Origin of the sequence: Cyanobium gracile PCC 6307 (assembly GCF_000316515.1) — a bacterium.
GTDB classification, from domain to species: Bacteria; Cyanobacteriota; Cyanobacteriia; order PCC-6307; family Cyanobiaceae; genus Cyanobium; species Cyanobium gracile.
The window spans coordinates 360,176-384,746 of sequence record NC_019675.1 but is presented as its reverse complement, the minus strand read 5'-3'; the positions used below and the strand labels follow the sequence as shown (position 1 = coordinate 384,746).

The 24,571-nt window shown below is 70.3% G+C and carries 25 protein-coding genes; 15 read left to right on the top strand and 10 right to left on the bottom strand.

From position 1 onward, the window contains the following. From CYAGR_RS01615 to CYAGR_RS01595, 5 genes are read left to right on the top strand one after another with little or no spacing between them, the layout of a single operon-like run. Window positions 1–954: a glycosyltransferase family 2 protein gene (locus tag CYAGR_RS01615; RefSeq protein WP_015108014.1), complete on the top strand. Its 954-nt coding sequence runs from the start codon at window positions 1–3 to the stop codon at window positions 952–954. Window positions 955–995: 41 nt separating this feature from the next. Beyond that, entirely contained in the window at window positions 996–2,489 is a 1,494-nt protein-coding gene (locus tag CYAGR_RS17605) for a glycosyltransferase (protein ID WP_015108013.1), read from the top strand. Beyond that, a complete protein-coding gene (locus tag CYAGR_RS01605) occupies window positions 2,486–2,965 on the top strand; it encodes a glycosyltransferase (protein WP_015108012.1) in 480 nt (159 codons plus the stop codon). Before CYAGR_RS17605 ends, CYAGR_RS01605 begins: the two co-directional genes overlap by 4 nt. Next, complete coding sequence (locus CYAGR_RS01600) at window positions 2,965–3,975, top strand: sugar transferase (RefSeq protein ID WP_156818356.1); 1,011 nt, start codon at window positions 2,965–2,967, stop codon at window positions 3,973–3,975. Before CYAGR_RS01605 ends, CYAGR_RS01600 begins: the two co-directional genes overlap by 1 nt. Then, window positions 3,975–4,472 (top strand): ATP-binding protein, encoded by a 498-nt coding sequence (locus CYAGR_RS01595; protein WP_015108010.1) that lies wholly within the window; start codon window positions 3,975–3,977, stop codon window positions 4,470–4,472. Before CYAGR_RS01600 ends, CYAGR_RS01595 begins: the two co-directional genes overlap by 1 nt. Here CYAGR_RS01595 and CYAGR_RS18085 read toward each other — a convergent pair. Continuing rightward, complete coding sequence (locus CYAGR_RS18085; RefSeq protein ID WP_015108009.1) at window positions 4,384–4,941, bottom strand: hypothetical protein; 558 nt, start codon at window positions 4,939–4,941, stop codon at window positions 4,384–4,386. The genes CYAGR_RS01595 and CYAGR_RS18085 overlap by 89 nt on opposite strands. 61 nt (window positions 4,942–5,002) lie before the next feature. Beyond that, window positions 5,003–5,818: a sensor domain-containing diguanylate cyclase gene (locus CYAGR_RS01590; RefSeq protein ID WP_051017009.1), complete on the bottom strand. Its 816-nt coding sequence runs from the start codon at window positions 5,816–5,818 to the stop codon at window positions 5,003–5,005. A gap of 237 nt (window positions 5,819–6,055) precedes the next feature. On the opposite strand from CYAGR_RS01590, the gene CYAGR_RS01585 reads away from it, so the two are divergent. The 5 genes from CYAGR_RS01585 (at window position 6,056) to CYAGR_RS01565 (ending at window position 10,808) form a co-directional block, all read left to right on the top strand. Beyond that, the gene (locus CYAGR_RS01585; RefSeq protein WP_015108007.1) at window positions 6,056–6,607 is read left to right on the top strand and encodes a L,D-transpeptidase; all 552 of its coding nucleotides are present in this window, start codon (window positions 6,056–6,058) and stop codon (window positions 6,605–6,607) included. Between the two features lie 74 nt (window positions 6,608–6,681). Continuing rightward, on the top strand, window positions 6,682–8,226 hold the full coding sequence (gene glgA / locus CYAGR_RS01580) for a glycogen synthase GlgA (protein ID WP_015108006.1): 1,545 nt from the start codon (window positions 6,682–6,684) through the stop codon (window positions 8,224–8,226). A 24-nt stretch (window positions 8,227–8,250) separates the two neighbouring features. Further along, window positions 8,251–8,958, top strand: coding sequence for a hypothetical protein (locus CYAGR_RS18080; protein WP_015108005.1), 708 nt, complete (start codon window positions 8,251–8,253; stop codon window positions 8,956–8,958). Continuing rightward, window positions 8,958–10,379: a UDP-N-acetylmuramoyl-tripeptide--D-alanyl-D-alanine ligase gene (locus CYAGR_RS01570; RefSeq protein ID WP_015108004.1), complete on the top strand. Its 1,422-nt coding sequence runs from the start codon at window positions 8,958–8,960 to the stop codon at window positions 10,377–10,379. Before CYAGR_RS18080 ends, CYAGR_RS01570 begins: the two co-directional genes overlap by 1 nt. A gap of 63 nt (window positions 10,380–10,442) precedes the next feature. Continuing rightward, a complete protein-coding gene (locus CYAGR_RS01565; RefSeq protein ID WP_015108003.1) occupies window positions 10,443–10,808 on the top strand; it encodes a YbjQ family protein in 366 nt (121 codons plus the stop codon). Here CYAGR_RS01565 and CYAGR_RS01560 read toward each other — a convergent pair. Next, the gene (locus tag CYAGR_RS01560; RefSeq protein WP_015108002.1) at window positions 10,751–11,161 is read right to left on the bottom strand and encodes a hypothetical protein; all 411 of its coding nucleotides are present in this window, start codon (window positions 11,159–11,161) and stop codon (window positions 10,751–10,753) included. The genes CYAGR_RS01565 and CYAGR_RS01560 overlap by 58 nt on opposite strands. Window positions 11,162–11,332: 171 nt before the next feature. On the opposite strand from CYAGR_RS01560, the gene CYAGR_RS16280 reads away from it, so the two are divergent. After that, window positions 11,333–12,235 carry an META domain-containing protein gene (locus CYAGR_RS16280; RefSeq protein ID WP_015108001.1) on the top strand — a complete coding sequence of 301 codons (903 nt, stop codon included), beginning with the start codon at window positions 11,333–11,335 and terminating at the stop codon, window positions 12,233–12,235. A 21-nt stretch (window positions 12,236–12,256) separates the two neighbouring features. On the opposite strand, the gene pyrC is transcribed toward CYAGR_RS16280, so the two are convergent. The 5 genes from pyrC to def form a co-directional block, all read right to left on the bottom strand. After that, window positions 12,257–13,318: a dihydroorotase gene (gene pyrC, locus CYAGR_RS01550; RefSeq protein WP_015108000.1), complete on the bottom strand. Its 1,062-nt coding sequence runs from the start codon at window positions 13,316–13,318 to the stop codon at window positions 12,257–12,259. 38 nt (window positions 13,319–13,356) lie between these two features. Then, window positions 13,357–13,902: a YqhA family protein gene (locus CYAGR_RS01545; protein ID WP_015107999.1), complete on the bottom strand. Its 546-nt coding sequence runs from the start codon at window positions 13,900–13,902 to the stop codon at window positions 13,357–13,359. Between the two features lie 89 nt (window positions 13,903–13,991). Next, window positions 13,992–14,738, bottom strand: coding sequence for a VIT1/CCC1 transporter family protein (locus CYAGR_RS01540; RefSeq protein ID WP_051017007.1), 747 nt, complete (start codon window positions 14,736–14,738; stop codon window positions 13,992–13,994). Between the two features lie 47 nt (window positions 14,739–14,785). Further along, complete coding sequence (locus CYAGR_RS01535; RefSeq protein WP_015107997.1) at window positions 14,786–16,414, bottom strand: hypothetical protein; 1,629 nt, start codon at window positions 16,412–16,414, stop codon at window positions 14,786–14,788. Further along, on the bottom strand, window positions 16,365–16,859 hold the full coding sequence (gene def, locus CYAGR_RS01530) for a peptide deformylase (protein WP_015107996.1): 495 nt from the start codon (window positions 16,857–16,859) through the stop codon (window positions 16,365–16,367). Before def ends, CYAGR_RS01535 begins: the two co-directional genes overlap by 50 nt. A gap of 85 nt (window positions 16,860–16,944) precedes the next feature. Between def and CYAGR_RS01525 the strand changes: the two genes are divergently transcribed. The 3 genes from CYAGR_RS01525 to CYAGR_RS01515 are packed head-to-tail and all read left to right on the top strand — an operon-like array spanning window position 16,945 to window position 19,511. Beyond that, window positions 16,945–17,817 (top strand): formyl transferase, encoded by an 873-nt coding sequence (locus CYAGR_RS01525; RefSeq protein WP_015107995.1) that lies wholly within the window; start codon window positions 16,945–16,947, stop codon window positions 17,815–17,817. After that, entirely contained in the window at window positions 17,814–18,821 is a 1,008-nt protein-coding gene (locus CYAGR_RS01520; RefSeq protein ID WP_015107994.1) for a polysaccharide deacetylase family protein, read from the top strand. The genes CYAGR_RS01525 and CYAGR_RS01520 overlap by 4 nt, the downstream gene beginning before the upstream one ends. A 24-nt stretch (window positions 18,822–18,845) precedes the next feature. Further along, complete coding sequence (locus CYAGR_RS01515; RefSeq protein WP_015107993.1) at window positions 18,846–19,511, top strand: DedA family protein; 666 nt, start codon at window positions 18,846–18,848, stop codon at window positions 19,509–19,511. Window positions 19,512–19,559: 48 nt separating this feature from the next. On the opposite strand, the gene CYAGR_RS01510 is transcribed toward CYAGR_RS01515, so the two are convergent. Together CYAGR_RS01510 and CYAGR_RS01505 are read right to left on the bottom strand one after the other, a co-directional pair. Continuing rightward, window positions 19,560–21,380 (bottom strand): SLC13 family permease, encoded by a 1,821-nt coding sequence (locus CYAGR_RS01510; protein WP_015107992.1) that lies wholly within the window; start codon window positions 21,378–21,380, stop codon window positions 19,560–19,562. Window positions 21,381–21,388: 8 nt separating this feature from the next. Beyond that, window positions 21,389–23,269: an APC family permease gene (locus CYAGR_RS01505; protein ID WP_015107991.1), complete on the bottom strand. Its 1,881-nt coding sequence runs from the start codon at window positions 23,267–23,269 to the stop codon at window positions 21,389–21,391. 105 nt (window positions 23,270–23,374) lie between these two features. On the opposite strand from CYAGR_RS01505, the gene CYAGR_RS01500 reads away from it, so the two are divergent. After that, window positions 23,375–24,544, top strand: coding sequence for a cation:proton antiporter (locus CYAGR_RS01500; RefSeq protein WP_015107990.1), 1,170 nt, complete (start codon window positions 23,375–23,377; stop codon window positions 24,542–24,544). The last annotated feature ends 27 nt before the right edge of the window (window positions 24,545–24,571 follow it).

Here is a 24,571-nt window from a genome sequence, read left to right as displayed (position 1 = left end):
ATGGGGATTCCCGCGGTTTCCGTCATCATTCCCGCCTACAACGCGGCCGGTTCCCTGGCCGAAACGGTGGCGTCCGTCCAGGCCCAGACCTGGACGGACTGGGAGGCGCTGATCATCGATGACGGTTCCAGCGATGGGACGGCCGCCCTGGTGCGTGACCTCCAGGCCGAAGACGCCAGGATTCGTCTTCTCTGCGTCGCGAACGGAGGGGTTTCGGCGGCACGCAACCGCGGCGTGGCCGGGACCCACGCGTCCCTGATCGCCTTCCTCGATGCCGATGACCTCTGGTACCCCGCCAAACTCCGGCTCCATCTCGACCACTTCCGTGGCGATGCCGCCTTGGGGGTGAGCTTCGACCGGGTCGCCTTCCTCACCCCCTCGGGCCTGCCCACCGGCCAGCACTCCCGATCCCGTCTTCGCCAGCTGGCCCCGGAGCACTTTCTGTACGAGAACCCCACCACCACCACCTCCACCTGGGTCGTGCGCCGGACCGTCTTCGATCAGGTGGGTGGCTTCCACCCGCAGATGAGCTACTCGGAGGATCTCGAATGGCTGCTGCGGGTCCGGTGCGCCGGCTGGCGGATCGCCGGGCTGGAGCAGGTGCTCACGGGCTACCGCACCAGCGAGGGGGGGCTGTCCTCGGATCTGCTGCGGATGGAGGCCGGCTGGGAGCGGCTCGTGGAGCAGGCCCGCCCCTATGCGCCGGAGCTGGTGGAGGCCCATCTGAGCCGGGCGCGGGCGGTTCACCTGCGCTACCTGGCCAGGCGCAGCCTGCGCTTGAATGCCTCAGCGACGGGGTTGGGGGTGGGTTTCATGAACCAGGCCCTGCGATCGGACCCCTGGCTCCTGCTTCGCCAGCCCCGGCGCACCTGGCTCACCCTGGCGGCCGTTCAGCTGCGGCGGCTGTGGCGGCAGGCCCGGCCGCTGCTGCCGCCATGGCGGAGGTCGCGATGACCGAGGTCGGGAGGACGGAGGTCGGGAGGACGGAGGCCGCCATGGCCGGACCGCTCGTTTCGGTGGTGATTCCCGTCTACAACAGCGCCGCCACGGTGGCCGAGAGTCTCCGCTCGGTGCTGGAGCAGACCTACCCCCATCTCGAGATCCTCGTGGTGGACGACGGCTCCACCGACGGGGCCGTGGCCATCTGTGAAACGTTCGAGGATCCCCGCCTCCGCATTCTTCACCAGGCGAACCGGGGCCTGGCGGGGGCGCGCAACACGGGCATCCGCCAGGCCCGTGGCGCCTACATCGGCTTTCTGGACAGTGACGACCTTTGGCTGCCGGAGAAGGTGGCCCGCCATGTGGCCCATCTGCAGGCCCGTCCGGAGGTGGGGGTGAGCTTCTCCCCCTCCGGGTTCATCGACGAACACTCCCGGCCCCTGGGGATCTACCAGATGCCCCGGCTGGAGGGCATCACGCCGGAGATCCTTTTCTGCCGCAATCCGATCGGCAACGGCTCCGCCGTGGTGATCCGCCGTGAGGTGTTCGAGGCCATCCGCTTCCGGGCCAATCTCCATGGGGAGCCGGAGGATTTCTACTTCGACGACACGTTCCGGCAGTCGGAGGACATCGAATGCTGGCTGCGGATCATCCTCGATACCCCGTGGCGGATCGAGGGAATCCCGGAGGCGCTCACCCTCTACCGGATCAGCGAGGGTGGGCTCTCGGCCAACCTGATGAAGCAGTACGCGTCCTGGGAGCGGATCCTCACCAAGACGACCCTCACCCATCCGGACTTCATCCGGCGCCACGGGGCCAGGGCCAGGGCCTATCAGCTGCGCTACCTGGCCAGGCGGGCCACACGACAGCGGGAGGGGGCCATGGCCGTCCGCCTGCTGCACCAGGCCCTCGCCACCTACGGGCGGATCCTGATCGAAGAGCCCCGCCGCACCGTGATCACGCTGCTGGCGGCCTACTTGCTGCGTCTGCTTCCCCCTGGCCTCTACCGGGCTCTGGAGCGGCTCATGCTCCGCCTCACCGGCGCCAGCCAGGAGCGGCGTCTGCGCAGGGATGCCCGCCAGACGGCCCCGGCCCTGAAGGTTCTGCTGGTGTGCTCCTCTGGAGGGCATTTCAAGGCGTTGCAGCAGCTGCGGGAGTTCTGGCAACCCCACCCCCATCTCTGGGTCAGCTTCCGCACGCCCACCACCGAGACGGCCCTGCAGGCGGAACGGGTGCGCTGGGCCTACAGCCCCACCAATCGCAATCTTCCGAATCTGTGGCGCAATCTTCTGTTGGCGGTCCGGGTGCTGCGGGAGGAACGACCCACGCTGATCCTCACCACCGGAGCCGGCGTGGCGGTCCCCTTCGTGCTGCTGGGAAAGCTGTTCGGCTGCAGGACCGTGTTCATCGAATCGGTAACGCGCATCCATACACTGAGCCTCTCCGCTCGTCTGGTGCGCCCGTTTCTCGATGTGCTTTACGTGCACTGGCCCCGGCTTCAGGCCCGGTATCCCCGTGCCGAACTCGTTCAGGGAAGGCCGGCGCCATGATCCTGGTGACCGTGGGCACGGAGCAGTATCCCTTCAACCGGCTGATGCGCTGGCTCGAGGTGTTGCGTGAGCAGCGCCTCATCGACGAAGAGATCGTCGTCCAATATGGAACCTGCACGGTGCTGCCCAGTGGTGCCACCGTCTATCGCCTGCTGAAGGAAGACGCCTTCCGGCAGCTGATTGAGAAGGCCCGTGCCGTGATCGCCCACTGCGGCGAGGGCACCGTGCTGATGCTGGATCAGATGGACCAGCCTTTCATCCTCGTTCCCCGCAGCGTCCGTTTCCAGGAGCACGTGGACGATCATCAGGTCGAGCTGGCCCTGGCTCTTGCAGAGATGGGCGTACCCATCGGCTGGTGTCCCGGGGATCTGGTGCGATTTCTGGAAGCCCCCTGCAAGACCTCCATCAGCGACGTGACCGACGCCTCCGCCAGGTCCTTGTGCCGCAGCCTGGACCACCGTTTCGCCCCCGGATGATGGCCGTCTCCCTGGACCAGCCACCGCTTCCCGCCGGGTTCCTGCTCAGCGCCCGCCATGGAACGCTCATCCTCCGGCTTCCCCCGCGGCTCACCGTGGCCGAGGCGGTGACCTTCCGTCAGGGCTTTCCCGACTGGCTCGACCGGTTCGGCGATCTCCGCCAGGTGATCCTCGACTTCGGCCACACCAGCGTCATCGACAGCAGCGGCATCGGCGCCCTCGTCGGCGCCATCAGGATCGCCCGGGAACGCTCCCTGCCGCTTGAGGCCTGGAGTGTGCACCGGCAGGTGGCCCTGGCCCTGGAGATGACCGGGCTGGAGAAGGTGCTGCCGGTGGTGGAGCACACCCAGGGGCTCCTTCCCCATCCCCCCGGCAGGGAGGACCAGCGGCCGCCGCTCACCCACCCGTCGGTGCGCTCCCTCCCCAAACGGCTGATCGACGTGGCGGGAGCGAGCCTCGGCCTGGGGGTCACCGCGCTGCTGTTCGTCCCGATCGCGGTGGCCATCCGGCTGGACGGCCCGGGGCCCATCCTGTTCAGCCAGACGCGCTGCGGCTGGATGGGCCGTCACTTCCGCATCTGGAAGTTCCGTTCCATGGTGAGCAATGCCGAGCAGCTGAAAGCCACGGTGCCGAACCAGGCCAGTGGAGCCTTCTTCAAGAACGAGAACGATCCCAGAATCACGCGCGTGGGTCGCTTTCTGCGCCGAACCAGCCTGGACGAGCTGCCCCAGTTCTGGAACGTGCTGATCGGGGACATGAGCCTGATCGGCACCCGGCCCGCCACCCCCGACGAAGTTCGCCGCTACGCCATCCCCAGCTGGCAGCGTTTCGATGTCAAACCCGGCCTCAGCGGGGAGTGGCAGGTCAGCGGCCGCTCCTCGATCCGGGAGTTCCAGGACGTGATCCGGCTGGATCTCCGCTATCAGCAGAACTGGAGCCTCGCCTATGACCTGAAACTGATCCTGCGAACCTTCATGGTTCTGTTCAGCAAGAATTCGGGGGCGGCGTGATGATCGGCGACCCCATGGCCACGCCGGAGCGCTGCAACCATCTGGCCGTGGCGAGCGACCTCGATGCCATGGACACCGTGCTCGGCTGGTTCGAGGGGATCCCCCACGCCGATGTGCCATCCCTGCTCTGGCTGCAGGGTCAGATGGCCCTGGTGGAGGGCTTCACCAACGCCGTCCGCCATGCCCATGCCGACCTTGATCCACCGCCCGATGTGCAGCTTTCGGTGGGCCTTTCCGATGGGGAATTCTCGCTGGAAGTCACGGACCATGGACGGCCGTTCGATCTGGCATCCGCCCTGGCCCAGCTGGAGGCGGAGGCGCCAGGCATCGAGGATGACCCCCTGGCCCGGGAAGCCCACTGGGGCCTGTTCCTGATGATGAAGTTGCGCCGGGATCACGGCTGGACGATCACCTATCGCCGCCAGGAGGATGACCGGAACTGTCTTTGCCTGCGTCATCCTTTCGAGGCTGCAGGGGCGCTGGATAGCGGATGGTGAAGTATTCGGGGTGACAGCGGGCGTTCTGGAAGATCGACCATCGCGTCCAGAGCTTGAGGAAGTAGTTCGTTCCCTTTGGCCCCCGTCCCCAGCCATTGGCCACAGGTTCTCCCCAGACGATGGCTGAGGCCGCGATCCGCTCCCGATCGGTGGCCGGCAAGGCGGCCAGATCTCCCCGGTAGACGATCCTCTCCCCCCGGTAGAAGAACGAGGGTGACAACGGTTGGCCCCAGTCCCGCTCATCGAGCCTGAACCACACCTTCTTGCTCTTGTGCAGCAGCCAGAAGCTTCGTGAGCAGGTGGGAGCCAGGGCATCGTCGCTGTAGCTGTAGAGCCGGCCCGCTTGCTGCTCCATGGGGTGGGAGGGATGCCTGGGTTCCTGAGACTGGATGGCCGCCAGGAGGGCTCCGGCGGGGGCCGCCAGTTTCATCAGAAGCAGGGCCGAGGTGCCGGCGACGAACCGTTTCAACCCATCCCAGCGGCCGGGCCCATGGCGTGAGGGTATCGCCGTGCCGGCCCTCGTCAGCCGCTCAGGTTCCCCAGACGGCCATGACCGGATCGGCTGCTTCGTCTTCGGTCAGATAGAGGGCGTTCTCCGCCCGCACCAGCAGGTCGGCCATGCTCAGATCCGAAGGCGCCAGGTCCGTCAGACCGATGCGGAGCCGGGCGGCCGGCCTGGATCGTCGCCGGTCGAACTGCAGCGCCCCGGCGGCGGCGTCGAGCGAGCGGCAGGCGACCATGGCGGAGGCCCTGGTGCTGTCGATCATCAGAGCGGCGAACATCCGATCGGCGATCCTGCCGACCAGATCATCAGGGCCGAAGACGGGAAGGAGCGCCTCCGTCAGCGGCACCGGGGGCGGATCCCACGCGAAGCCCAACAGGTGCACGTCATTCCGGCCCAGGCGTCGCGCCCGCTGGAATTCCTTCTCACAGAGGAACAGGAAGGCGCCGCGGTTCCAGAGACCGGTGACGGGGCAACGGGCCAGCCGCTGTCGGATCTCGATCTCCCTGCTGACCTGTTCGGAGAACATCCTGAGGATGCGTTTCTGGTCATCGTTGAAGCCATGGGCCTGCTGATCGATCACGCAAAGGGTGCCCAGCAGGTGGCCATCCATGGCGCGAAGCGGTGCCCCTGCGTAGAAGCGGATGCCGGGTTCACCGGTCACCAGGGGATTGCTACTGAAGCGCTGATCCTGGCTGGCATCAGGAACCACCATCACCTCTTCCGAGAGAATGGCGTGGGCACAGAAGGCCACGTCGCGGCTGGTTTCCGTGGCCTCGATTCCTGTTTTTGCCAGGAACCACTGACGATCCTGGTCGACCAGGGAAATCAGGGCGATCGGCACACCAAGGGTGGCGCGAGCCAGTTCAATGATGCGATCAAGGTGTTGATCCGAAGCTGTATCGAGAAGCATCACCCGTTCCAGTGATCGCAGACGCGACTCCTCGTTTTCTGGAACTGGATATGGTGGAGAAGTCGCCATGATGCCCATCGGTCACGGCAGCCTACTGCGAGGCAACGAGTCCACGTTCGGCTGGCTAACCTCCGATCCATCGAGGCATCAGCACCGCCGTATTCGTCCATGTTTCCGATCGGGACCCCTTCGGATGCGGTCATCGCCTCATCCATCCCCCAGCTCTTGCCGGCCCCGGCCCCTGCGGCCGCCGCCCCCAGCGCCATGCAGGAGGGTCAGCCGGTCTCCCTGAGCCTGGTGCTGGATCGTCGCCGCCGTCTGCTCATGGTCCTCGAGGATGGCCGTCCCCGGCGCCAGTTCCCGGTCGCCGTGGGCATGGCCGGCTGGGAAACGCCGGTGGGCCGGTTCACGGTCCTGGAACGGCAGAGCGATCCGGTCTGGGAACATCCGCAGACCGGCAAGCTCTACCCGGCGGGCCCCACCAACCCGCTGGGCAGCCGCTGGATCGGTTTTCACCGCGACTGTTCCGGCCGCAGGGGCTGGGATGGGGAGCAGATGCTGGACGTGAAGGGATGTGTGGTGGCCGGGTTCCACGGCACCCCCCACCGCTGGACGGTGGGACGCGCCGTCTCCCATGGCTGCGTACGTCTCTATGACGAGGACGTGCGGGAGCTGTTCGAGATGGTCCAGGTCGGCACACCGGTGACGGTGCTGCCCTGAGTCCGCTGGCGCCGGCGGCCGGAGCGCTCCGGGGCGGCCCGTAGAGTTCCAGGCGCACCAGCGATCGAGCGCGGATGAGGGTTCTGTTTGCCGCTGCGGAGTGCGCACCCATGATCAAGGTGGGGGGCATGGGAGACGTTGTGGGCTCCCTGCCACCGGCCCTGGCGGCGCTGGGGCATGACGTGCGGATCATCATGCCGGGCTACGGAAAGCTGTGGAGTCGGCTGCAGATTCCGGCCGAACCGATGTGGCGTGGCCACGCCATGGGCACCGATTTCGCCATCTACGAAACCCGCCACCCCACCAGTGGTCTGACCATCTATCTGGTGGGCCATCCGGTGTTCGATCCCGAGCGCATCTATGGCGGCGAAGATGAGGACTGGCGCTTCACCTTCTTTGCCAACGCCAGTGCCGAATTCGCCTGGAACGGGGGCTGGAAGCCCCAGGTTCTGCACTGCCACGACTGGCATACGGGGATGATCCCGGTGTGGATGCACCAGGACCCGGAGATCAGCACGGTGTTCACCATCCACAACCTCCGCTACCAGGGCCCCTGGCGCTGGAAGCTCGACCGCATGACCTGGTGCCCCTGGTACATGCAGGGCGACCACACGATGGCGGCGGCCCTGCTCTACGCCGACCGGGTGAATGCCGTCTCCCCCACCTACGCGATGGAGATCCGCACGCCCGAGTACGGCGAGCGCATCGACGGCCTGCTCAACTTCATCAGCGGCAAGCTGCGCGGCATCCTCAACGGCATCGACACCGAGGACTGGAATCCCGCCAGCGACGCCACCCTGCCGGCCCCCTTCTCCTCAGGCGACCTCAGCGGCCGCGCCGCCTGCAAGCGTCTGCTGCAGGAACGGATGGGACTGAACGTCAGCCCCCGCTCCTATCTGATGGGGATGGTGAGCCGGCTGGTGGACCAGAAGGGCGTGGACCTGCTCCTGCAGGTCGCCGACCGGGTGCTGGCCTACAGCGACAGCCAGTTCGTGGTACTGGGCACCGGCGACCGGGGCTACGAGTCGGGCCTGTGGCAGATGGCGGCGCGCCACCCGGGCCGCTTCTCGGTGTTCCTCACCTATGACGACGCCCTGTCGCGGCTGATCTACGCCGGCAGCGACGCCTTCCTGATGCCGAGCCGCTTCGAACCCTGCGGCATCAGCCAGATGCTGGCGATGCGCTACGGCTCGATCCCGGTCGTGCGCCGCGTCGGCGGCCTGGTGGACACCGTGCCCCCCAACGACCCCACCGCCGGCACCGGCACCGGCTACGGCTTCGATCGCTACGAAGCCATCGACTTCTACACAACAATCGTGCGCTCCTGGGAGGCCTACCGCAACGAGCCCAGCTGGCAGGAGCTGCAGCGGCGGGCCATGACCACCGACTTCAGCTGGAACCGCTCCGCCCTGGAGTACGACGCCATGTACAGGGAGGTCTGCGGGGTCAAGGAGCCCACCCCCGACGCAGCCCAGGTGGAGCGCTTCTCCCAGGGCCAGGGGGCGGATCCGAGCCTGCTGCACGACGACTCCCGGCCGGAGGGGTCCCCCAAGGAGCCGCCGCCGCCCCAGCGCCCCCGCAACCCCCTGGCCCTGCTGCGCCGCCGCAACGACTCCTGAGCCAGCTCCCCGTGTCCGGCGTCCATGGCTGATCCGGTTCCGCCACCCTCCGATCTGCCGGCGCCCTATGCGAGCCCCTGGGGCCGGCTCGCCCAGGCGCTGCGGGCCGTGCTGGCCTCCCTGCGGCTGAAGCTGCGCGAACTCTGGCGGCGCAACGGCGAGGGGGACCTCTCGGTGCCGGGCTTCTGGCCGCAGGGACTGGCGCCCCTGTTCTGGCCCCTGCTGCTGGCGACCCTGCTGGCCCTGCTGCTGGTCCTGGCCGGCCAGGCGTGGCGCGGGCTGAGCCACCGTGCCGTCAGGCCGCCGGCAGGCCCTGCGGCCCCCCTGGTGGCTCCGGCCACCCCGGCGCCAACGGCCGTCTCGGCTCCAGACGCCACCCCGCCGGCCGCCGCCACGCCCACGGCGATCACCCCGCCGCTGGCCAAAGCCGACCCGCCGCCTGCCCTGGAACTCGACCCCCTTCTGGCCCTGCTGGCGGAGGATGACCCGCAGCACCTGATCGCCTCGGCCCACCCCGAGCCCGCCCAGGGGCTGCTGATGCTGACGATGGCGCCGACCTACTCCGCCCTTGCCCAGGCGAGCCGCGGCCGTTGGGCCGAACGCTGGCAGGAGCGCGCCCGGGGCCTGGGCTACGAACGACTGGAACTGGTGGACGGCCAGGGACGGCTGCTGGCCCGCGGGGCGCTGGTGGGGTCCGGCATGATCCTGCTCGATCCCGGAACTTCAGGTTGATGCTGCTGCCGTTCGAGCCGTTGCGCCAGCTCTGGGGCGAGCCCCTGATGGCCCCGGGAACCGCCGCACCCGCCCCCATCCGACGCGTCAGCACCGACAGCCGCGGCGATCTGGCCGGCGCCCTGTTCGTGCCGCTGGTGGGGGAGCGCTTCGATGGCCACCGCTTCGTGGCCGACGCCTTCGCCGCCGGGGCGGCGGCGGCCGTGGTGCAGCGGGACCGGCTGGACGGGTCGGCCCTGGCGGAGCTGGTGGCCGGCGGTGGCGGGCCGATCTGGCCCGTGGACGACACCCTGGTGGCCTACCAGCAGCTGGCCCGTCTCTGGCGGCGGCAGCTGGGCCTGCCGGTGGTGGCGGTGACGGGTTCGGCGGGCAAGACAACGACGCGGGAACTGATCCGGGCGGCCCTCGCCCCCCTCGGGCCGGTGGTGGCCAGCAGCGGCAACGAGAACAACGACGTGGGGGCGCCGCTCACGGTCCTGAAGGCGGGCACCGGCACCGCGGCCCTGGTGGTGGAGATGGGGATGCGGGGACTGGGGGAGATCGACCGTCTCACCCGCTGCACTGAGCCGGACGTGGCCGTGATCACCAACATCGGCACCGCCCACATCGGCCGCCTGGGCAGCCGGGAGGCGATCGGCCAGGCCAAGTGCGAGATCACCGCCGGACTCGGGCCGGAAGGGGTGCTGGTGATTCCCGCCGGGGATCCGCTGCTGGAGCAGTCCCTGGCCCGGGTCTGGCGGGGCCGGGTGGTGCGCGTCGCCCTGGAGGACGAGGCGGCCGACTTCCCGGCGGGGGTGCCGGCGGCGGAGCTGGTGGGCCGCCTGGAGGGCCCTTCCCTGCGCCTGCTGGACGGCCCGAGCCTGCCGCTGCCGCTGGAGGGCCGCCACAACGCCCACAACCTGCTGCTGGCGGTGGCCGTCGCCCGGGAACTGGGCGTGCCGGCAACGGCCCTGGGCGACCTGGCGGTGGAGCTGCCGGGCGGCCGCGCCCGGCGCTCGCAGCTGGGCGGGGTGGAGCTGCTCGATGAGACCTACAACGCCTCTCCGGAGGCGGTGCTGGCGGCCCTGGAGCTGCTGGCGGCCCCGGGCGGAGCCTGCGAAGGCCGCCGTTATGCGGTGCTGGGCACGATGCTCGAGCTGGGGGAGCGCAGCCTGGAGCTGCACCGCCAGGTGGCGGGGCGGGCCCGGGCCCTGGGGCTCGACGGGCTGGTGATCGTGGCCGCCGAGGCCGAAGCTCAGGCGATGCTCGCCGCCGCCGCCGGTCTGCCGCGGCTGGCGAGGGCGGTGACGCCCGAGGAGGCGGCCTCCCTGCTGCTCGACTGGCTCGAGCCGGGGGATCGGGTGCTGCTCAAGGCCAGCCGTGGGGTGGCCCTGGAGCGGGCGATTCCCTTGCTGGAGGCCGGCCTCGACCCCGCCGCCTGATGGGCGTCCCTTGAAGGGCGGCGTTGCTCCCAGCAGGATGGGAGGACCGCCGAGCCCATCCCCATGGTGACACCCGTGTTCGTGACCACCACCTTCACGATCGAGGGCTACGGCATCACCGCCTACCGGGGCCTGGTGCGCGGGATCGTGGTGCGCTCTCCCACCCTGGTGCAGGGGTTCCTGGGCGGGCTCAAGCAGATCGTGGGCGGCCGCATCGGCGCCTACACCGAGATGTGCGAGCAGGCGAGGGAGCAGGCCTACGAACAGATGATCCAGCACGCCCGGGCCCTGGGGGCCAACGCCATCGTGGGCACCCGCTACGACGGATCGGAGGTGCAGGGTGGCACCGCCGCCGCCACCGAGGTGCTCTGCTACGGCACCGCCGTGGTGGTGGAGCCGCGGCCGAGCAGCAGCGGCAGCAGCGCGTAGAGGAGCAGCAGGGCCAGGTACACGGCACCGGAGACCGGGTCACGGTCGATGAGGATCTCCTTCAGGGGGCGCTGCTGCAGCAGCAGCCCCACCGCCAGCTCCGCCGCCACCATGAACGCCAGGGCAAGGGCCCCGGCGGCCGCCCGGGTGAGGGGGCCGCGGCCGGGGAGCTGCCGCCGCACCACCAGCCGGGCGGCCAGCACCATGGCCAGGGCCATCCACGGCATCTCCAGCAGTTCGGCCAGGCGCTCCCCCAGCCGCGGCACCAGCAACGGCACCCGCACCGCCCCCAGAACGAAGCCGGTGGCGAAGACCAGGGCGAAGTAGGTGGCGGCGGGGCGCAGAATTCCCATGGCAGCGGCAGGGCGGTACGTCCATGCTCGTCCGTCTGAGCCCTCTCGGGCGTCGCTGTCCGATTCTGGAGAGCCCGCCGGAGTCGCCCGATGCCTGGTCCATGCAGCCCAGCCCGGCTCCTGGGGGCCTGGACGGGGGGCGCCATCGCCACCGCATGGCTCCTGACGGGGATGCCGTTACCGCTGCGGGCCGCCCCCCAGACCCCGCCGCTGCAGGGCACCACCTGGCAGCTGGTGGGGATCCAGTCGATGGATGACGCCCAGGGCCTGACGCGTCCGGCGAACCCCTCCCGTTACACCCTCTCGCTGCAGGCCGATGGCCGGGCGGTGCTGCAGCTCGACTGCAAACGCGCCACGGGCCGCTGGCGGGTGGAGCCCAGCGCCGACCCCGGCAACGGCGGCTTCCGCTTCGGGCCCCTGGCCAGTACCAAAGCCCTGTGCCCGGCGGCCAGCCTGGCGGAACCCCTGGCCCGCCAGCTTCCCTATGTGAGGGGCTACCTGCTGCGGGACGGCCGGCTCAACCTGAGCCTGCTGGCCGATGGCGGCATCCTCCTCTGGGAACCCCGCGTCGGCGCCGGGCCCGGCTACAGCAACCGGCCCGATCCGGCGCTGGAGACGGCGATCCTGGCGGCCTCCCCCGACCTGCGCCGCCCCCTGGGAAGCGCCGCCGGGGGCATGGGGCGGATCCGCTACGTGCACGGCCGCACCGACCTCGATGGGGATGGCCGTCAGGACGTGCTCGTCTACCTGATGGGCCCCTACGTCTGCGGCACCGGTGGCTGCACGCTCCAGGTGTTCCGCCAGGAAGCCACCGGCTACCGCCTCATCACCAGCTTTCCCACCAGCCGGCTGCCGGTGATCGTCCCGGCGGGGGGCCGCAGCCGCTGGCGCGATCTCTGGCGTCTGCAGTCCGGCGGTGGCGCCCCGGCCACCTGGGTGCGGGAGGTGTTCGACGGCCGGGGCTACCGCAGCAAGGAGCGCATCCCGGCCTCCGGGAACCCACCGAGGGGCACCGCCTTGCTGGGCGGCGATCCCTCCCTGGCGGACGGGGCGCCGCTGGTGCCAAGCCCCTGATCCATCCCGCCGGCCTTGGGCTCAGCCCTCGCTCTCCAGCCGCCAGTGCAGCACCTGACCGGCATGGAAGGGCACCAGGGTGGTGGCGTCCCCCTCGGCGGCGTTGCCGTGCAGGCGCGGCGGCACCGTGTGGGGCTCCCGCACCAGGGTGATGGTTCCCTCGTTCAGGGGCAGCCCGTAGAAGGTGGGCCCGTGCACGCTGGCGAAGGCCTCCAGGCGATCCAGGGCCCCCTCCTGCTCGAACACCGCCGCGTAGCTCTCCAGGGCGAAGGGGGCGTTGTAGATGCCCGCACAGCCGCAGGCGCTTTCCTTGGCCGAACGGGGGTGGGGGGCCGAATCGGTGCCCAGGAAGAAGCAGGGTTCCCCGGAGGTGGCCGCCTGGCGCAGGGCCAGCCGGTGGCGTTCGCGCTTGGCCACCGGCAGGCAGTAGAAGTCCGGCCGAAGCCCGCCCTGGAACATGGCGTTGCGGTTGATGTGCAGGTGATGGGGGGTGATGGTGGCGGCCAGGTTGGGACCCGCCTGGCGCACGAAGGCGACGGACTCGGCGGTGGTGATGTGCTCCAGCACCACCTTCAGGCCCGGATGGCGCACCAGCAGCGGCGCCAGGTGGCGCTCGATGAACACGGCTTCGCGATCGAAGATGTCGATCTCGGCGTCGGTCACCTCGCCGTGGATGAGCAGGGGCATGCCGATCTGCTCCATCGTCGCCAGCACCGGCTCGATCCGGGCCAGGTCGGTGACGCCGGCGGCGGCGTTGGTGGTGGCATGGGCCGGGTAGAGCTTGCAGGCTGTGAAGACGCCCTCGCGGTGGCCGCGCTCGATCTCCGCCGGATCGATCGTGTCGGTGAGGTAGGCGGTGAGCAGGGGGGTGAAGCGGCTGCCGTCCGGCAGCGCCGCCCGGATCCGGGCGCCGTAGGCCACGGCCGCCGCCACCGTGGTGATCGGCGGGCTGAGGTTGGGCATCACGATCGCCCGCTCGAAGCTGCGGGCCGTGGCCGGGGCCACCATCTGCAGCAGGGCACCGTCACGCAGGTGCACATGCCAGTCGTCGGGACGGCGCAGCTTCAGCCGGGAGGTCACCATCGAGAGGCCTTGAGGAACCGGTTCATGTCACCCAGTCTCTAGAACAGGCGCTTGCCGCCGCTGCCCGTGACCAGATAACCGCTCAGCGCCAGCAGCAGCACGCTCAGGCAGAAGAAGGCCAGCGAAGGCCCATCCTTGATCGGCAGGGTCAGCATCGCCTTGAAGGCCGACACGATCAGGGCCACCACCAGCACCTTGACCAGTTTCTCCTTCAGCTGGTCGAGGTCACGGATGTCGAGCAGGCCGCCGCCCCCCTGGTCGTGTTCACGGGCCGCCTCGATCGGTGAGATCAGCAGCTCATACACGCCATAGCCGAAGATCAGCAGGGCGATGCCGATCAGATAGAGATCAATCCCGGTAACGATCGCCCCCAGCAGTTCGGCCACGAAGGTCTTCTTGGTGTGGGCCACATCCCCCAGGCTGACCAGGGCCTTGACGATCTCGAGCGTGCCGAGCACGAAGGCGACCACCGTGCTGACCAGGCTCATCATCACCGGCAGGATGGCGATCAGCCGCAGGCGCCACAGAATCCGCTCGAAGCGATGCTCAAACCGCTTGAATCGGCCCTTCATACTCGAGGCCATGGAGCCGGATATGTGTTCGGCCAACCTTAGGGAGCGCTCTGGTTTCGTTCAGGTGTGCGGATCCGATGCTGCCGGCGATGGCGAAACGCTCATGGATTGGCCACGCCGAACAGACGGCCGACCCCCGCCGTGAGCGCCATGGCCAGGCCCCCCCAGAACAGCATCCGCAGAGCTCCCTTCCAGAGCGAGGCCCCTCCCGCACGAGCCGCCAGGGCGCCGAGGGCCGCCAGGGCCACCAGGGCACTGGTGGTGGTGACCAGGGTGATCTGCCGCGGGGGACTGAGCAGGATCGCGGTGATCGGGACGACCGAGCCCACCGCGAAGCTGGCGGCCGAGGAGAGGGCCGCCTGAATCGGCCGCGCCCGCAGGGTCTCGCTGAGGCCCAGTTCCTCCCGGGCGTGCGCACCGAGGGCGTCGTGAAGGGTGAGCTGTTCGGCCACCTGCCGGGCCAGGGCCTGATCGATCCCCCGTTGCCGGTAGATCTCGGTGAGCTCGGCCAGCTCACCGGCCGGATCCATCAGCAGCTCACGCCGCTCCTTGGCCAGATCGGCCCGCTCGGTGTCGACCTGGGATTGCACGGAAACGAATTCCCCGGCGGCCATCGACATGGCCCCGGCCACGGTGGCGGCAAGGCCCGAGAGCAGGATGAAGTCTCGGGTGGCACCGGAAGCGGCGATGCCGACCACCAGGGACGCCACCGAAATGGTGCCGTCATTGGCTCCGAGCACAACGGCGCGTAACCAGCCGGCCCGCTGACTCCGGTGCTGTTCGTGGTGGCGGCGTCCACCATGGGACTGGTGAACGCTGGCCTGAACGGCCTTGTCCTCCCTTGCCATGACCCGAAGCGTGGGCTCAGACAGCATGGCGCCCGTTAGCGTCGGCTTCAGCGGGGCCGTCGGCCCAGCAGGAATACCACCGCCATCGCCAGATAGCCCAGGGCCCAGGGGGTGCCGCTGCCCCAGCCGGGGTCGAGGACGGTGTCGGCCAGGGTGAAGCTCCAGGCGTGGATCAGGCCCAGCCAGGAGGCGGCCGCCGCCACCAGGGCGCAGAGGGCGGCGGCGCGGAAGCGCTGCTCGATCACATACACCAGCATCGCCGCCAGCAGCATGGCCGCCAGGATCTGGCCCTGCTCGAGGGCGAAGGCGCCGGCGGCCCACACATCCGCCTGCTGCAGCGGCAGCAACAACTGGGGACCGAAGGGGTTGGCCGGGGTGCCGCTGCCCCCGGCCCGCAGCCCCGCCTTCAGCATCAGCGACCCCCAGCCCGCCAGGCCGGGCAGCAGCCCGAGGGCCACGGCGGGGGCATGGGCCGGCGGTGTGGCCTGGAAGGCCTGGGCCGCCATCACCAGGGCGATGTAGAGCACGATCGCCATGCCGGCCTCGATCGGCACCAGCTGGCCCACCACCCCGAACAGCCCCAGGAGGCAACCCAGGCCCATCACCAGGCCGTTGAGCCAGGAGTAGCCGATGCGGGCGCCCATGCCCTTCCAGCCGGGGTGGCCGATGTAGATGGTGGTGGGGAAGCAGGAGCCCAGCACGGCGGCGGCGACCGTGCCGATGCCGTTGATCAGCAGGGAGCTCTTCACGGGGTAGGCATCGCCGGCCGCCTCGGCGCTCTCCAGGTTCTGCAGCGACCCCAGCAGGTTGAACAGACCCATCGGCACGGTGACCCCGAGCCAGGGGATCAGGGCGTCACGGCCCTCCCAGAGGGCGCCGAGGCGGGGCACAGGCAGGTGCAGGCCCACCTGGGCGATGTTGGCCTGCCAGGTTGGACCATCCAGCCGCAGCAGGCCCGTGGCGGCGGCCAGGACGATGCCCACCAGCACCGCCAGCACCCCACCCGGCAGGGGCAGCCGGGCCTGGCCGAAGTAGGCCAGCAGGATCACCGCCAGCACCGCCAGCCCCACCACCGGGACGGCATAGGTGCGCAGCAGGAAACCCAGCCCGATGTAGCCCAGGGCGATGCCGGCCAGCGTGGAGAGCAGGGCCGCCCGGGGCAGCCAACGGCGCAGGGGGGCCACCAGGAAGGCCCCTCCGGCTTCGATGAGCCCGGACCCCAGACAGGCCAGCAGGCCGGCGCGCCACGAGAGCAGGGAGGCGGCCTGGGGGTCCAGGCCCTGGCCGGTGGCCGCCAGCTTCACCGGCAGCATCACCAGAAAGACATAGGCGAACAGGCTGACCGTGTTGATGCCATAGGGCAGGGCGGTGCGGTCGTCACGGCCCTCGCGGCGCCCCAGCCGGTGGGCCTGGAGCGCGTAGGCCACGTTGCCCACCACCAGGCTGATGCCCATGGCCGGCAGGATCGTGCCGAAGATGAGGCCATCGGGGTAGCCCAGCACGCCGCGGCAGAGGGCCACGATCAGCAGGATCTGGATCAGGTTGTCCAGACCCAGCCCGAGGAAGCCGTCCAGGTCGCCGCGCACCCACCAGCGGGGGCCCGGCTGCGGGACGGCTCCGCTGAGCTCAACCACGGGGCAGCCCCGCCGGCACCCGATCCGGGAACAGCACCCCATCGAGGTGGTCGCACTCGTGCTGCACCACCCGGGCATGGAAGCCCTCCACCTCCCGCTCGAACGCCTGCCCCTGGCCGTCGAAGCCCCGGTAGCGCAGGCGGCGCCAGCGGGGCACCCGGGCCCGCCAGCCGGGCACGCTCAGGCAGCCCTCCCAGGCGTCGTCGTCCTGCCCGTCGCCGAGGGGCGTGAGCACCGGATTGATCAGCACCGTCTCCGGGATCGGGGGCGCCTCCGGGTAGCGGGGGTTGTGGGTGATGCCGAAGATCACCACCCGCAGGGGCACACCGATCTGGGGGGCGGCCAGGCCGGCTCCCGCGTTGGCGGCCATGGTGTCGCGCAGGTCGTCGAGCAGGGCCGCCAGGGCGGGGGCATCGAAGCGTTCCACCGGCACACTCACCTGGCGCAGGCGCGGATCTCCGATGGTCAGCACGTCACGGACGGCCATGGGCGCCTCAGGATCGGTCCCACTGTGACGCCTTCCGGCCGCCCCGTCCGTACCATCCGCAGATGATGCTGCGATCGGCGGATTCATGGCCGTGAGCTCCCTGCGGGTGGCGGTGCTCTGCTGCGACGGCCTCTACCAGCGCCACCTGGTGCGGCGGGCGGCCGAGGCGTTCACCCTGGTGGGGGTGGTGCTGCAGGTGTCGCCGCCGGCCAGCCGCAGCACCCTCTCCCGGCTGGCGAAGTACCGCCGCCCCCTGCGGCTGCTGCGCCAGCTGATCGCCCGCGTGCTGCTGCGGCCCCACGACCGCCGCGGCGCCGCCCTGCAGCGACAGCTCTTCCACCGGGACGGCGCCCCGCCCGAGCTGCCGGACGGGGTGCCGGTGCTGGTCACCTCGGCCATCAACGAGGAGCGCACCGCCGACTTCCTGCGCCACGTCGCCCCCGACATCGTCCTGGTGAACGGCACCCAGCTGCTGCGGGCGCCGGTGCTGGAGCTGATCCCCACCATCCGCCACGGCCTCATCAATCTGCACACCGGGCTGTCGCCCTACTCCCGCGGCGCCAACTGCAACCTCTACATGCTCTTGGAGGGGCATCCGGAGCTGGTGGGGGTCACCGTGCACCACATCGACCCCGGCATCGACAGCGGCGACATCATCCTGTCGGCCCACGTGCCGATGGAGCCCGATGACGACGTCGAGACCATCGAGGTGCGCAGCTTTCAGGTGGGCATCGAGCTGCTGATCGATGCGGCCCGCCGGCTCGAGGCCGGTACCGCGCCGCGGGTGCCCCAGTGGGAGAAGGGCAAGCTGTTCCTGCGGCGCACCGGCTACGTCTACGAGCCCTGGCAGCGGCTGATGGCCAACCGCCGCATCGCCCGGGGCCTGGTGCGCGACTACCTGGCCGACCAGGAACGCCGCGACGGGGCCGTGCGGGTGGTGCGGGGGGAGCAGCCATGAGCCGCCTGGGACGGGCAGCCAACCGGGCGGCGGACCTGCTGTTCCTGCCGCCGCTGGATCGCCTCTGGCTGCGGCGCCTGCGGGGCAAGGTGCTCTGTCTGCTGTATCACCGGGTCGACCGGCCGGGCCGGGAGCCCTTCCTCGACCGCTTCGGGGTGCCGCCGATTCCCCCCGCCGAGCTGGCCGCCGAGCTCGGTGTCCTGCAGCGCCGCGGCGCCCGCTTCCTCACCTACGCCGATCTGCGGGCCGGCCGCTTCCCCACCGGCTCCGAGTTCGGGGTGATTGTCAGCTTCGATGACGGCCTGCGCTGCAACTATGAAGAGGGGATGGAGGTCCTGGGGAACCTGGGCATCCCGGCCGTGTTCTTCCAGTCGACCGCGATGGACGCCGGCGGGGAGCTGGTCTGGGAGCACGCCCTCTACTGGTACGGCGCCCATCCCACCCTGGCGCCCCGGCTGGAGGAGCTGGCCCGGCGGAGGCTCGATCTGCCGGCCGATCTGGAGGGCGCGGCCCTGATCGCCCGCCTGCGGGATGCCACCCCCGTGGTGCGTGTGCGGGAGCTGCTGGCGGAGCTGGCGGAGCGCTTTGACACGGCCGGCGAACTGGCGGCGGCGGCCGCTCGCCTCTACCCCAGCGCCGCCCACCTGCGGCGGGCCCGGGAGGCCGGCCACGAGCTGGGCAGCCACGGCCACCACCACGTTCCGCGCTGCAACATCAGCCCGGAGGCGTTCGAGCTGGAACTGAGCCACTCGGCCGCCTGTCTGGAACACGTCCTGGGGGAGGCCCCGCGGGCCTTCTCCTACCCCTTCAACAGCCATCTGCCAGGCGACGGGGAGATCTGCGGCCGCCACTACCTCCAGGTGGCCACCGTCGACGCCGCCCTGGTCACCCCCGCCACCCCGGCCCTGGCCCTGCCCCGCTTCACCTGGCCGGGACCCCACGCCAACCGGCTGCGCCGCCGCCGCTGGCTCTGCACCGGAACACTGGCCTGGCCGGGGAGATAGGGTCTGGCTTCCCTCTCCCATGCGATGGCCTGGCCCCTGGCCGTGTTCGACGGGACCATCAGCCTCACCACCCTGGAATCCCTCCTGCAGGACTGGGGGTACTGGGTGGTCTTCGGCGCCATGCTGCTGGAGAACGCCGGAGTGCCCCTGCCCGGCGAGACGGTGACGCTGCTGGCGGGCTATGCGGCCGGCAGCGGCCAGCTGCAGGTGCTCGGGGTGATGGGGGCGGCGGCCGGCGGGGCGATCCTGGGGGACAACATCGGCTACTGGGTGGGGCGCCGGGCCGGCTGGGGCCTGCTGCTGCGGGCCGGACGGCTGCTGGGCCGGACACCGGAGCAGATGGAGGCGCTGCGGGAACGGTTCCTCCGCCATGCCGGCAAATCGGTGCTGCTGGGCCGGTTCGTGGCGGTGCTGCGGGTGCTCGCCGGCCCCATCGCCGGCGCGGTGCGCATGCCCTACCGCCGCTTCCTGCTGTTCAACATGCTGGGGGCCGTGCTCTGGGCCTCGACGATGGTGGGCCTGGCCTGGCTCGGGGGGCGCTGGATCCCCTTTGATCAGATGGTCAAGGGCGTGGTGGAGTTCGGCCTCGGCGCCCTGGTGCTGCTGGTGATCGTGCTGGTGGTGCCGAAGCTGGTGGGCCGCTTCGAGGAGAGGGGCCTCGAGACCGGTGGCGAGGAGCCTCCCGCTTAAGGAAAATGGCGGATGGGACCGGCCGGGCAGGATCGGCCGGGCGCAGTCCTAGAGCCCGAAGTGGCGGCAGATCAGCCAGGGCACCACCAGGGCCAGGACGATCGAGAGGGGCGCCCCGTAGCGGGCCATGTCGAGGAAGCGATAGCGGCCGGGGCCGAACACCATCAGGTTGGTCTGGTAGCCGATCGGGGTGAGGAAGCTCTGGCTGGCGGCGAAGGTGATCGCGAAGATGAACGCCATCGGCGGCAGCGCCAGGCCCTTGGCAAGTTCGGTGGCGATCGGAATCAGCAGCACCACCGTGGTGCCGTTGCTGAGAGCCTCGGTGAAGGCCTGGCCGAGCACGAACACCACCAGCAGCACCCCATAGGCGGGCCAGCCCCTGAGGGACTGCAGCAGGTCGGTGGCCAGGGCCTCGGCCAGGCCGGTCTTCTGCATCGCCACGCTGAAGCAGGAGAGGGAGCCCAGCAGCAGGATGACGTCCCAGCGGATCGAGCGCAGCAACTCGCCGGAGCGCAGGCAACCCGTGGCCACCATCGCCACCATGGCCAGCAGCACCGAGGCCATCAGGGGCAGGATCCTGAGCATCGGCAGCAGGATCATCAGGCCCGCGATCACCATGCCGACGAGCTTGCGATCGGTGGTGGGCAGGTCCTTCTCCAGCTCGTCGAGCAGCACCAGGTCGTTGTTGGCCTGCATGCCGCGGATGGCATCCACCGGCGCCTGCAGCAGCAGCACATCGCCGGCCTGCAGCACCACCCGGCCCAGCAGCTCCCGCAGCACCTGGTTGCCCCGCCGCACGGCCAGGAGGGTGGCGTTGTAACGCTGGCGGAAGCGCATGTCCCGCACGCTGGCGCCGGCCAGGGTGGAGCCGTTGGGCAGCAGCACCTCCACCACCCGCTGGGGGGAGGTGGCCTCGCCGGAGAGCTCCCGCAGATCCTCCTCCTGCTCGCCGATCGGGGCCAGGGTGACGGTGTGCTCCTGCTGGAGACGCAGCAGGTTGTCCCGGTTGCAGCGCAACAGCAGCCGGTCACCGGCCTGCAGGGGCAGGTCCGCCAGGGGGGCGCTGAAGCTGTCCTGGCCCCGGTGCAGCTCCAGCACGTCCACGTCGAAGCGGCGCTGCAGGCGGCTGTTGTGCAGCGACTGGCCGATCAGCTCGGACTGCTCCGGGATCAGCACGTCGGTGAGGTAGCCGTCCCGGGCGAGGCCCCCCAGCAGGTCCTCATCGCCCTTGCCGCGGTCCGGGAGCAGCCGGTCGGAGACGGTGAGCATGTACAGCCCCCCCAGCAGCCAGACCGGGATGCCGATGGCTGTGAAGCTGAACAGCTCCAGGGAGCCGTAGCCCAGCTGGCGGCTCACATCGCTGGCCAGCAGGTTGGTGGAGGTGCCGAGCAAAGAAATGGTGCCGCCCAGCACGGTGGCGAACGACAGGGGCAGCAGCACCTTCGAAGGGGAGACGCCGCGGCGGTGGCACCAGCCCTCGATCACCGGCAGCAGGGTGGCCACGATCGGGGTGTTGGGGATGAAGCCGGAGATGGGGGCCACCACCCCCACCATCAGGGCGATCATGCGCCGGGGGCTGCGGACCGCCTCGGAGCCGATCAGGGCCCGGAGCCGATCCAGGCCACCGCTGCGGAACAGGCCGGCGGAGACGGCGAACAGGCCCATCAGGGTAACCAGGGCGGGGCTGCCGAAGCCCTGCACCGCCTCATCGGGCTTGAGCACCTGAAAGCTGACCAGCAGGGCTGCCGCCAGCAGTCCCGTGACCTCCGGCGCGAGCCAGCCGGTGACGAACAGCACCATCGCCCCGACGAACACCGCCAGCGTGATCAGACCGGCCGGTGTGGCGGCGACCGTGAGGAACGCTGGCATCGGGCCGTTCAGAGGTAGAAGCCGACCGTAGTGACGACCCGGGTGCCGCGCTCGCGCAGGGCGCGTCTGAGGCGGATCGTCGACTGGTTGTGCAGCAGGTTCTCCCAGCGGTGCCGGGTGACGAACACCGGCAGCACCACCATGCAGAAGGAGTGGCGGTCCTTGTGGTGGGCCTGCTCGAAGCGCCCCACGAACCGGGTCACCGGGTCCACCAGGGAACGGTAGGGGGAGGGCAGCACCTCCAGGGGGACGTCCGGCAGCTGGCGGCTCCACCGCTCGCGGAAGTCCTCCCCCTGGTCGCCGGCGAGATCCACGTGCACCGCCACCAGGTCACTGGCGATACTGCGGGCGAAGCAGAGCGCCTCATAGCTGCCCCGGTGCAGCTGGCCCACCAGCACCACCGTGGGGGTACCGCCGCCGGGCGGGGGGGGAGGCGGCAGGGTCAGGCGCCCGTCGGAGGCCATCTGCAGGCGCCGGGCGACGTGGTCGTAGTGGGTGCGGATGCGCAGATACATCATCACGAGCAGGGGGATGGCGAGCAGCACCACCCAGGCCCCCTGGGTGAACTTGCTGATCAGCAGCACCGCCCCCACCACGGCGGTGATCACCGCCCCCACCCCGTTGACCAGGGCCCGGGTGCGCCAGCCCCGGTCCCGCAGTTTCCACCAGTGCATCACCATCCCGGCCTGGGAGAGGGTGAAGCTGATGAACACCCCCACGGCGTAGAGGGGAATCAGCCGGCTGACGCTGCCCTCGACGATCACCAGCAGCACGCCGGCCAGGGCGCTGAGGGCCAGGATGCCGTTGCTGAACACCAGCCGGTCGCCGAGGGAGGTGAGCTGGCGGGGCAGGAAGCCGTCCTGGGCCAGGAAGGCCGCCAGCCGCGGGAAATCCGCAAAGGCCGTGTTGGCGGCGAGCAGCAGGATCAGCAGCGTCGCCAGCTGCAGGACGAACAGCAGCGGGCCATCCCCGAAGATCCGCTCCCCCAGCTGGTACAGGAGCGTCGGGCCGTTGTCCTCCACCACCAGGCCGCTCTGGCTGGCCAGGACGCTGATGCCGCTGAACATCACCGCCAGCATCACCACCATCACCACCAGCACCCGGCGGGCGTTGCGCCACTCCGTCGGTCGGAAGGCGGCAACGCTGTCGCTGATCGCCTCGATGCCGGTGAGCGCGGCGCAGCCGGAGCTGAAGGCCCGCATCAGCAGCAGGGGGCCGATGGCCTGCAGCCCCTGGCGGCCCTGGTGGGCGGCCTCCAGCAGCCGCTGCTGCTCGGCCACGGGCAGGGGTGGTAGCTGGCCCATGCCGGTCTTGATCGCCCCGGCCACCAGCAGGGTGACGACGGCCGCCATGAACAGGTAGGTGGGCACACTCAGGAACCGGGCGCTGGAGCTCACACCGCGCAGATTGGCGAGCATCACCAGCAGCACCGCCAGCAGGCAGAGGGGCACCCGCTCGGGATCCAGCACCGGGAAGTAGGAGGTGAGGGCGGCGATACCGGCGGCCACGCTCACCGCCACCGTGAGCACGTAGTCGATCGAGAGCGAGGCCCCGGCCACCAGGCCCGGCGTCTGCCCGAGGTTCTGCTGGGAGACCCGGTAGGAGCCGCCCCCATGGGGGTAGGCCTTGATCGTCTGCCGGTAGCTGCTGGCCACGACCAGCATCAGAGCCACGATCAGGGCCGTGATCGGCAGGGTGTAGCCCAGGGCAGCAGCCCCGCCCATCCCCAGCACCAGCACGATCTCCTGGGTCGCATAGGCCACCGACGAGAGGGCATCGGAGCTGAGGATCGCCAGGGCCTCGGCGTTGCTGTACCGCTCCTCGTGGTGGGCGCTGGTGGGCAGGGGAGTGCCGATGAGCCGGCGCCGCAGGTTGTCGAGGCGGGGCATGCGTCGTCGACTCGGCCGTGGGATGCCCTAGGACGCTAGGGGCCGTGGTCCAAGCCGTCCTGGGCGCGCCGAACCGTCCGCCTTCCCCCTGGGTCGATCCGTGCGATGGCGCAACCCACCCTCCTGAGCACCCTCCTGATCCTGCTGCTGGGGGTGCTGCTGGCCCGCCTCTCGGAGGGCTGGATGGCCCGGCTGGCCGTGCCCGCGATCGTCATCGAGCTGGTGATGGGGTTCGTCCTCGGCAACACCGTGGTGCCGTTCGAGGCGATGGCGCCCCTGAGCGGCCTCACGGAGCTGGGGGTGCTCACCCTGTTCTTCCAGGTGGGCCTGGAGGTGCGCGGCGACCTGCTCAGCTCCCGGCGGGCCGCGATTCTGCGCACGGTGGCGTTGAGCTTCTGCACGCCGCTGCTGGCCTTCTGGCCCCTCCGGACGCTGTTCGACCTCTCCATCCCCACCACCCTCCTCTGCCTGGCGGTGCTGAGTGCCACCGGCACGGGCGTGACCCTGCGGGTCCTCGCCCAGCGGGGTGCCATCCAGACCCCCTCCGGCCGGCTGCTGGTGGGGGTGTCGGTGCTCGATGACCTGCCGGCCATCGGGCTGCTGGCGATCGCCACCGCCAGCGCGGGCCTGCGGCTGGGAAGCCAGGGCATCGGCTGGGGGGGGCCACTGGTGGGGCTGCTGCTGGCGGGGCTGAGCTGGCTGGCGGTGACCCATTGGGCCCGCCGCCACAGCCGGCGGCCCACCAGCGCCCTGGCGATCCTGATGCTGCTGATCGGTTCGGCCTGGCTGGGGGAGGCCTGCGGCCTGACCAGCCTGCTCGGCGCCCTCTGGGGCGGGGTGCTGATGGCCCGGCTGGGGCCGGTGGAAGGGGAGGTGCAGCGGGTGCTGACCGTGCTTTCGGAGGTGTTCCTGCCCCTCTACTTCATCAGTGTGGGGATGCGGATCAGCGCCGGCACCCTGCTGCAGCCGGCGGCCTGGAGCCTGGCGGCGGCCCTGATCGTGATGGCGGTGCTGAGCAAGCTGGCCTGCGGCCTGGGTATCGATCGCCACGATCGGCGGGCGGGGGTCGACCGCTGGCTGGTGGTGTTCGGCCTGATCCCCCGGGGCCTGCCGGGGCTGGTGTTCGCCACCACGGCCCTGAACCAGGGCCTGATCGATGCCGTCCAGTTCTCGTCCCTGGTGCTCATGGTGACCGTCACCACGGTGGTGGGCCTGCTGCTGCTGGAGCGGCGGCTGGGTGGCGCCGCGTCCGCCCCACCGGGCGCGCCCGGCTGACAGAAGCCATTGCTTCCTGTGTCTAAG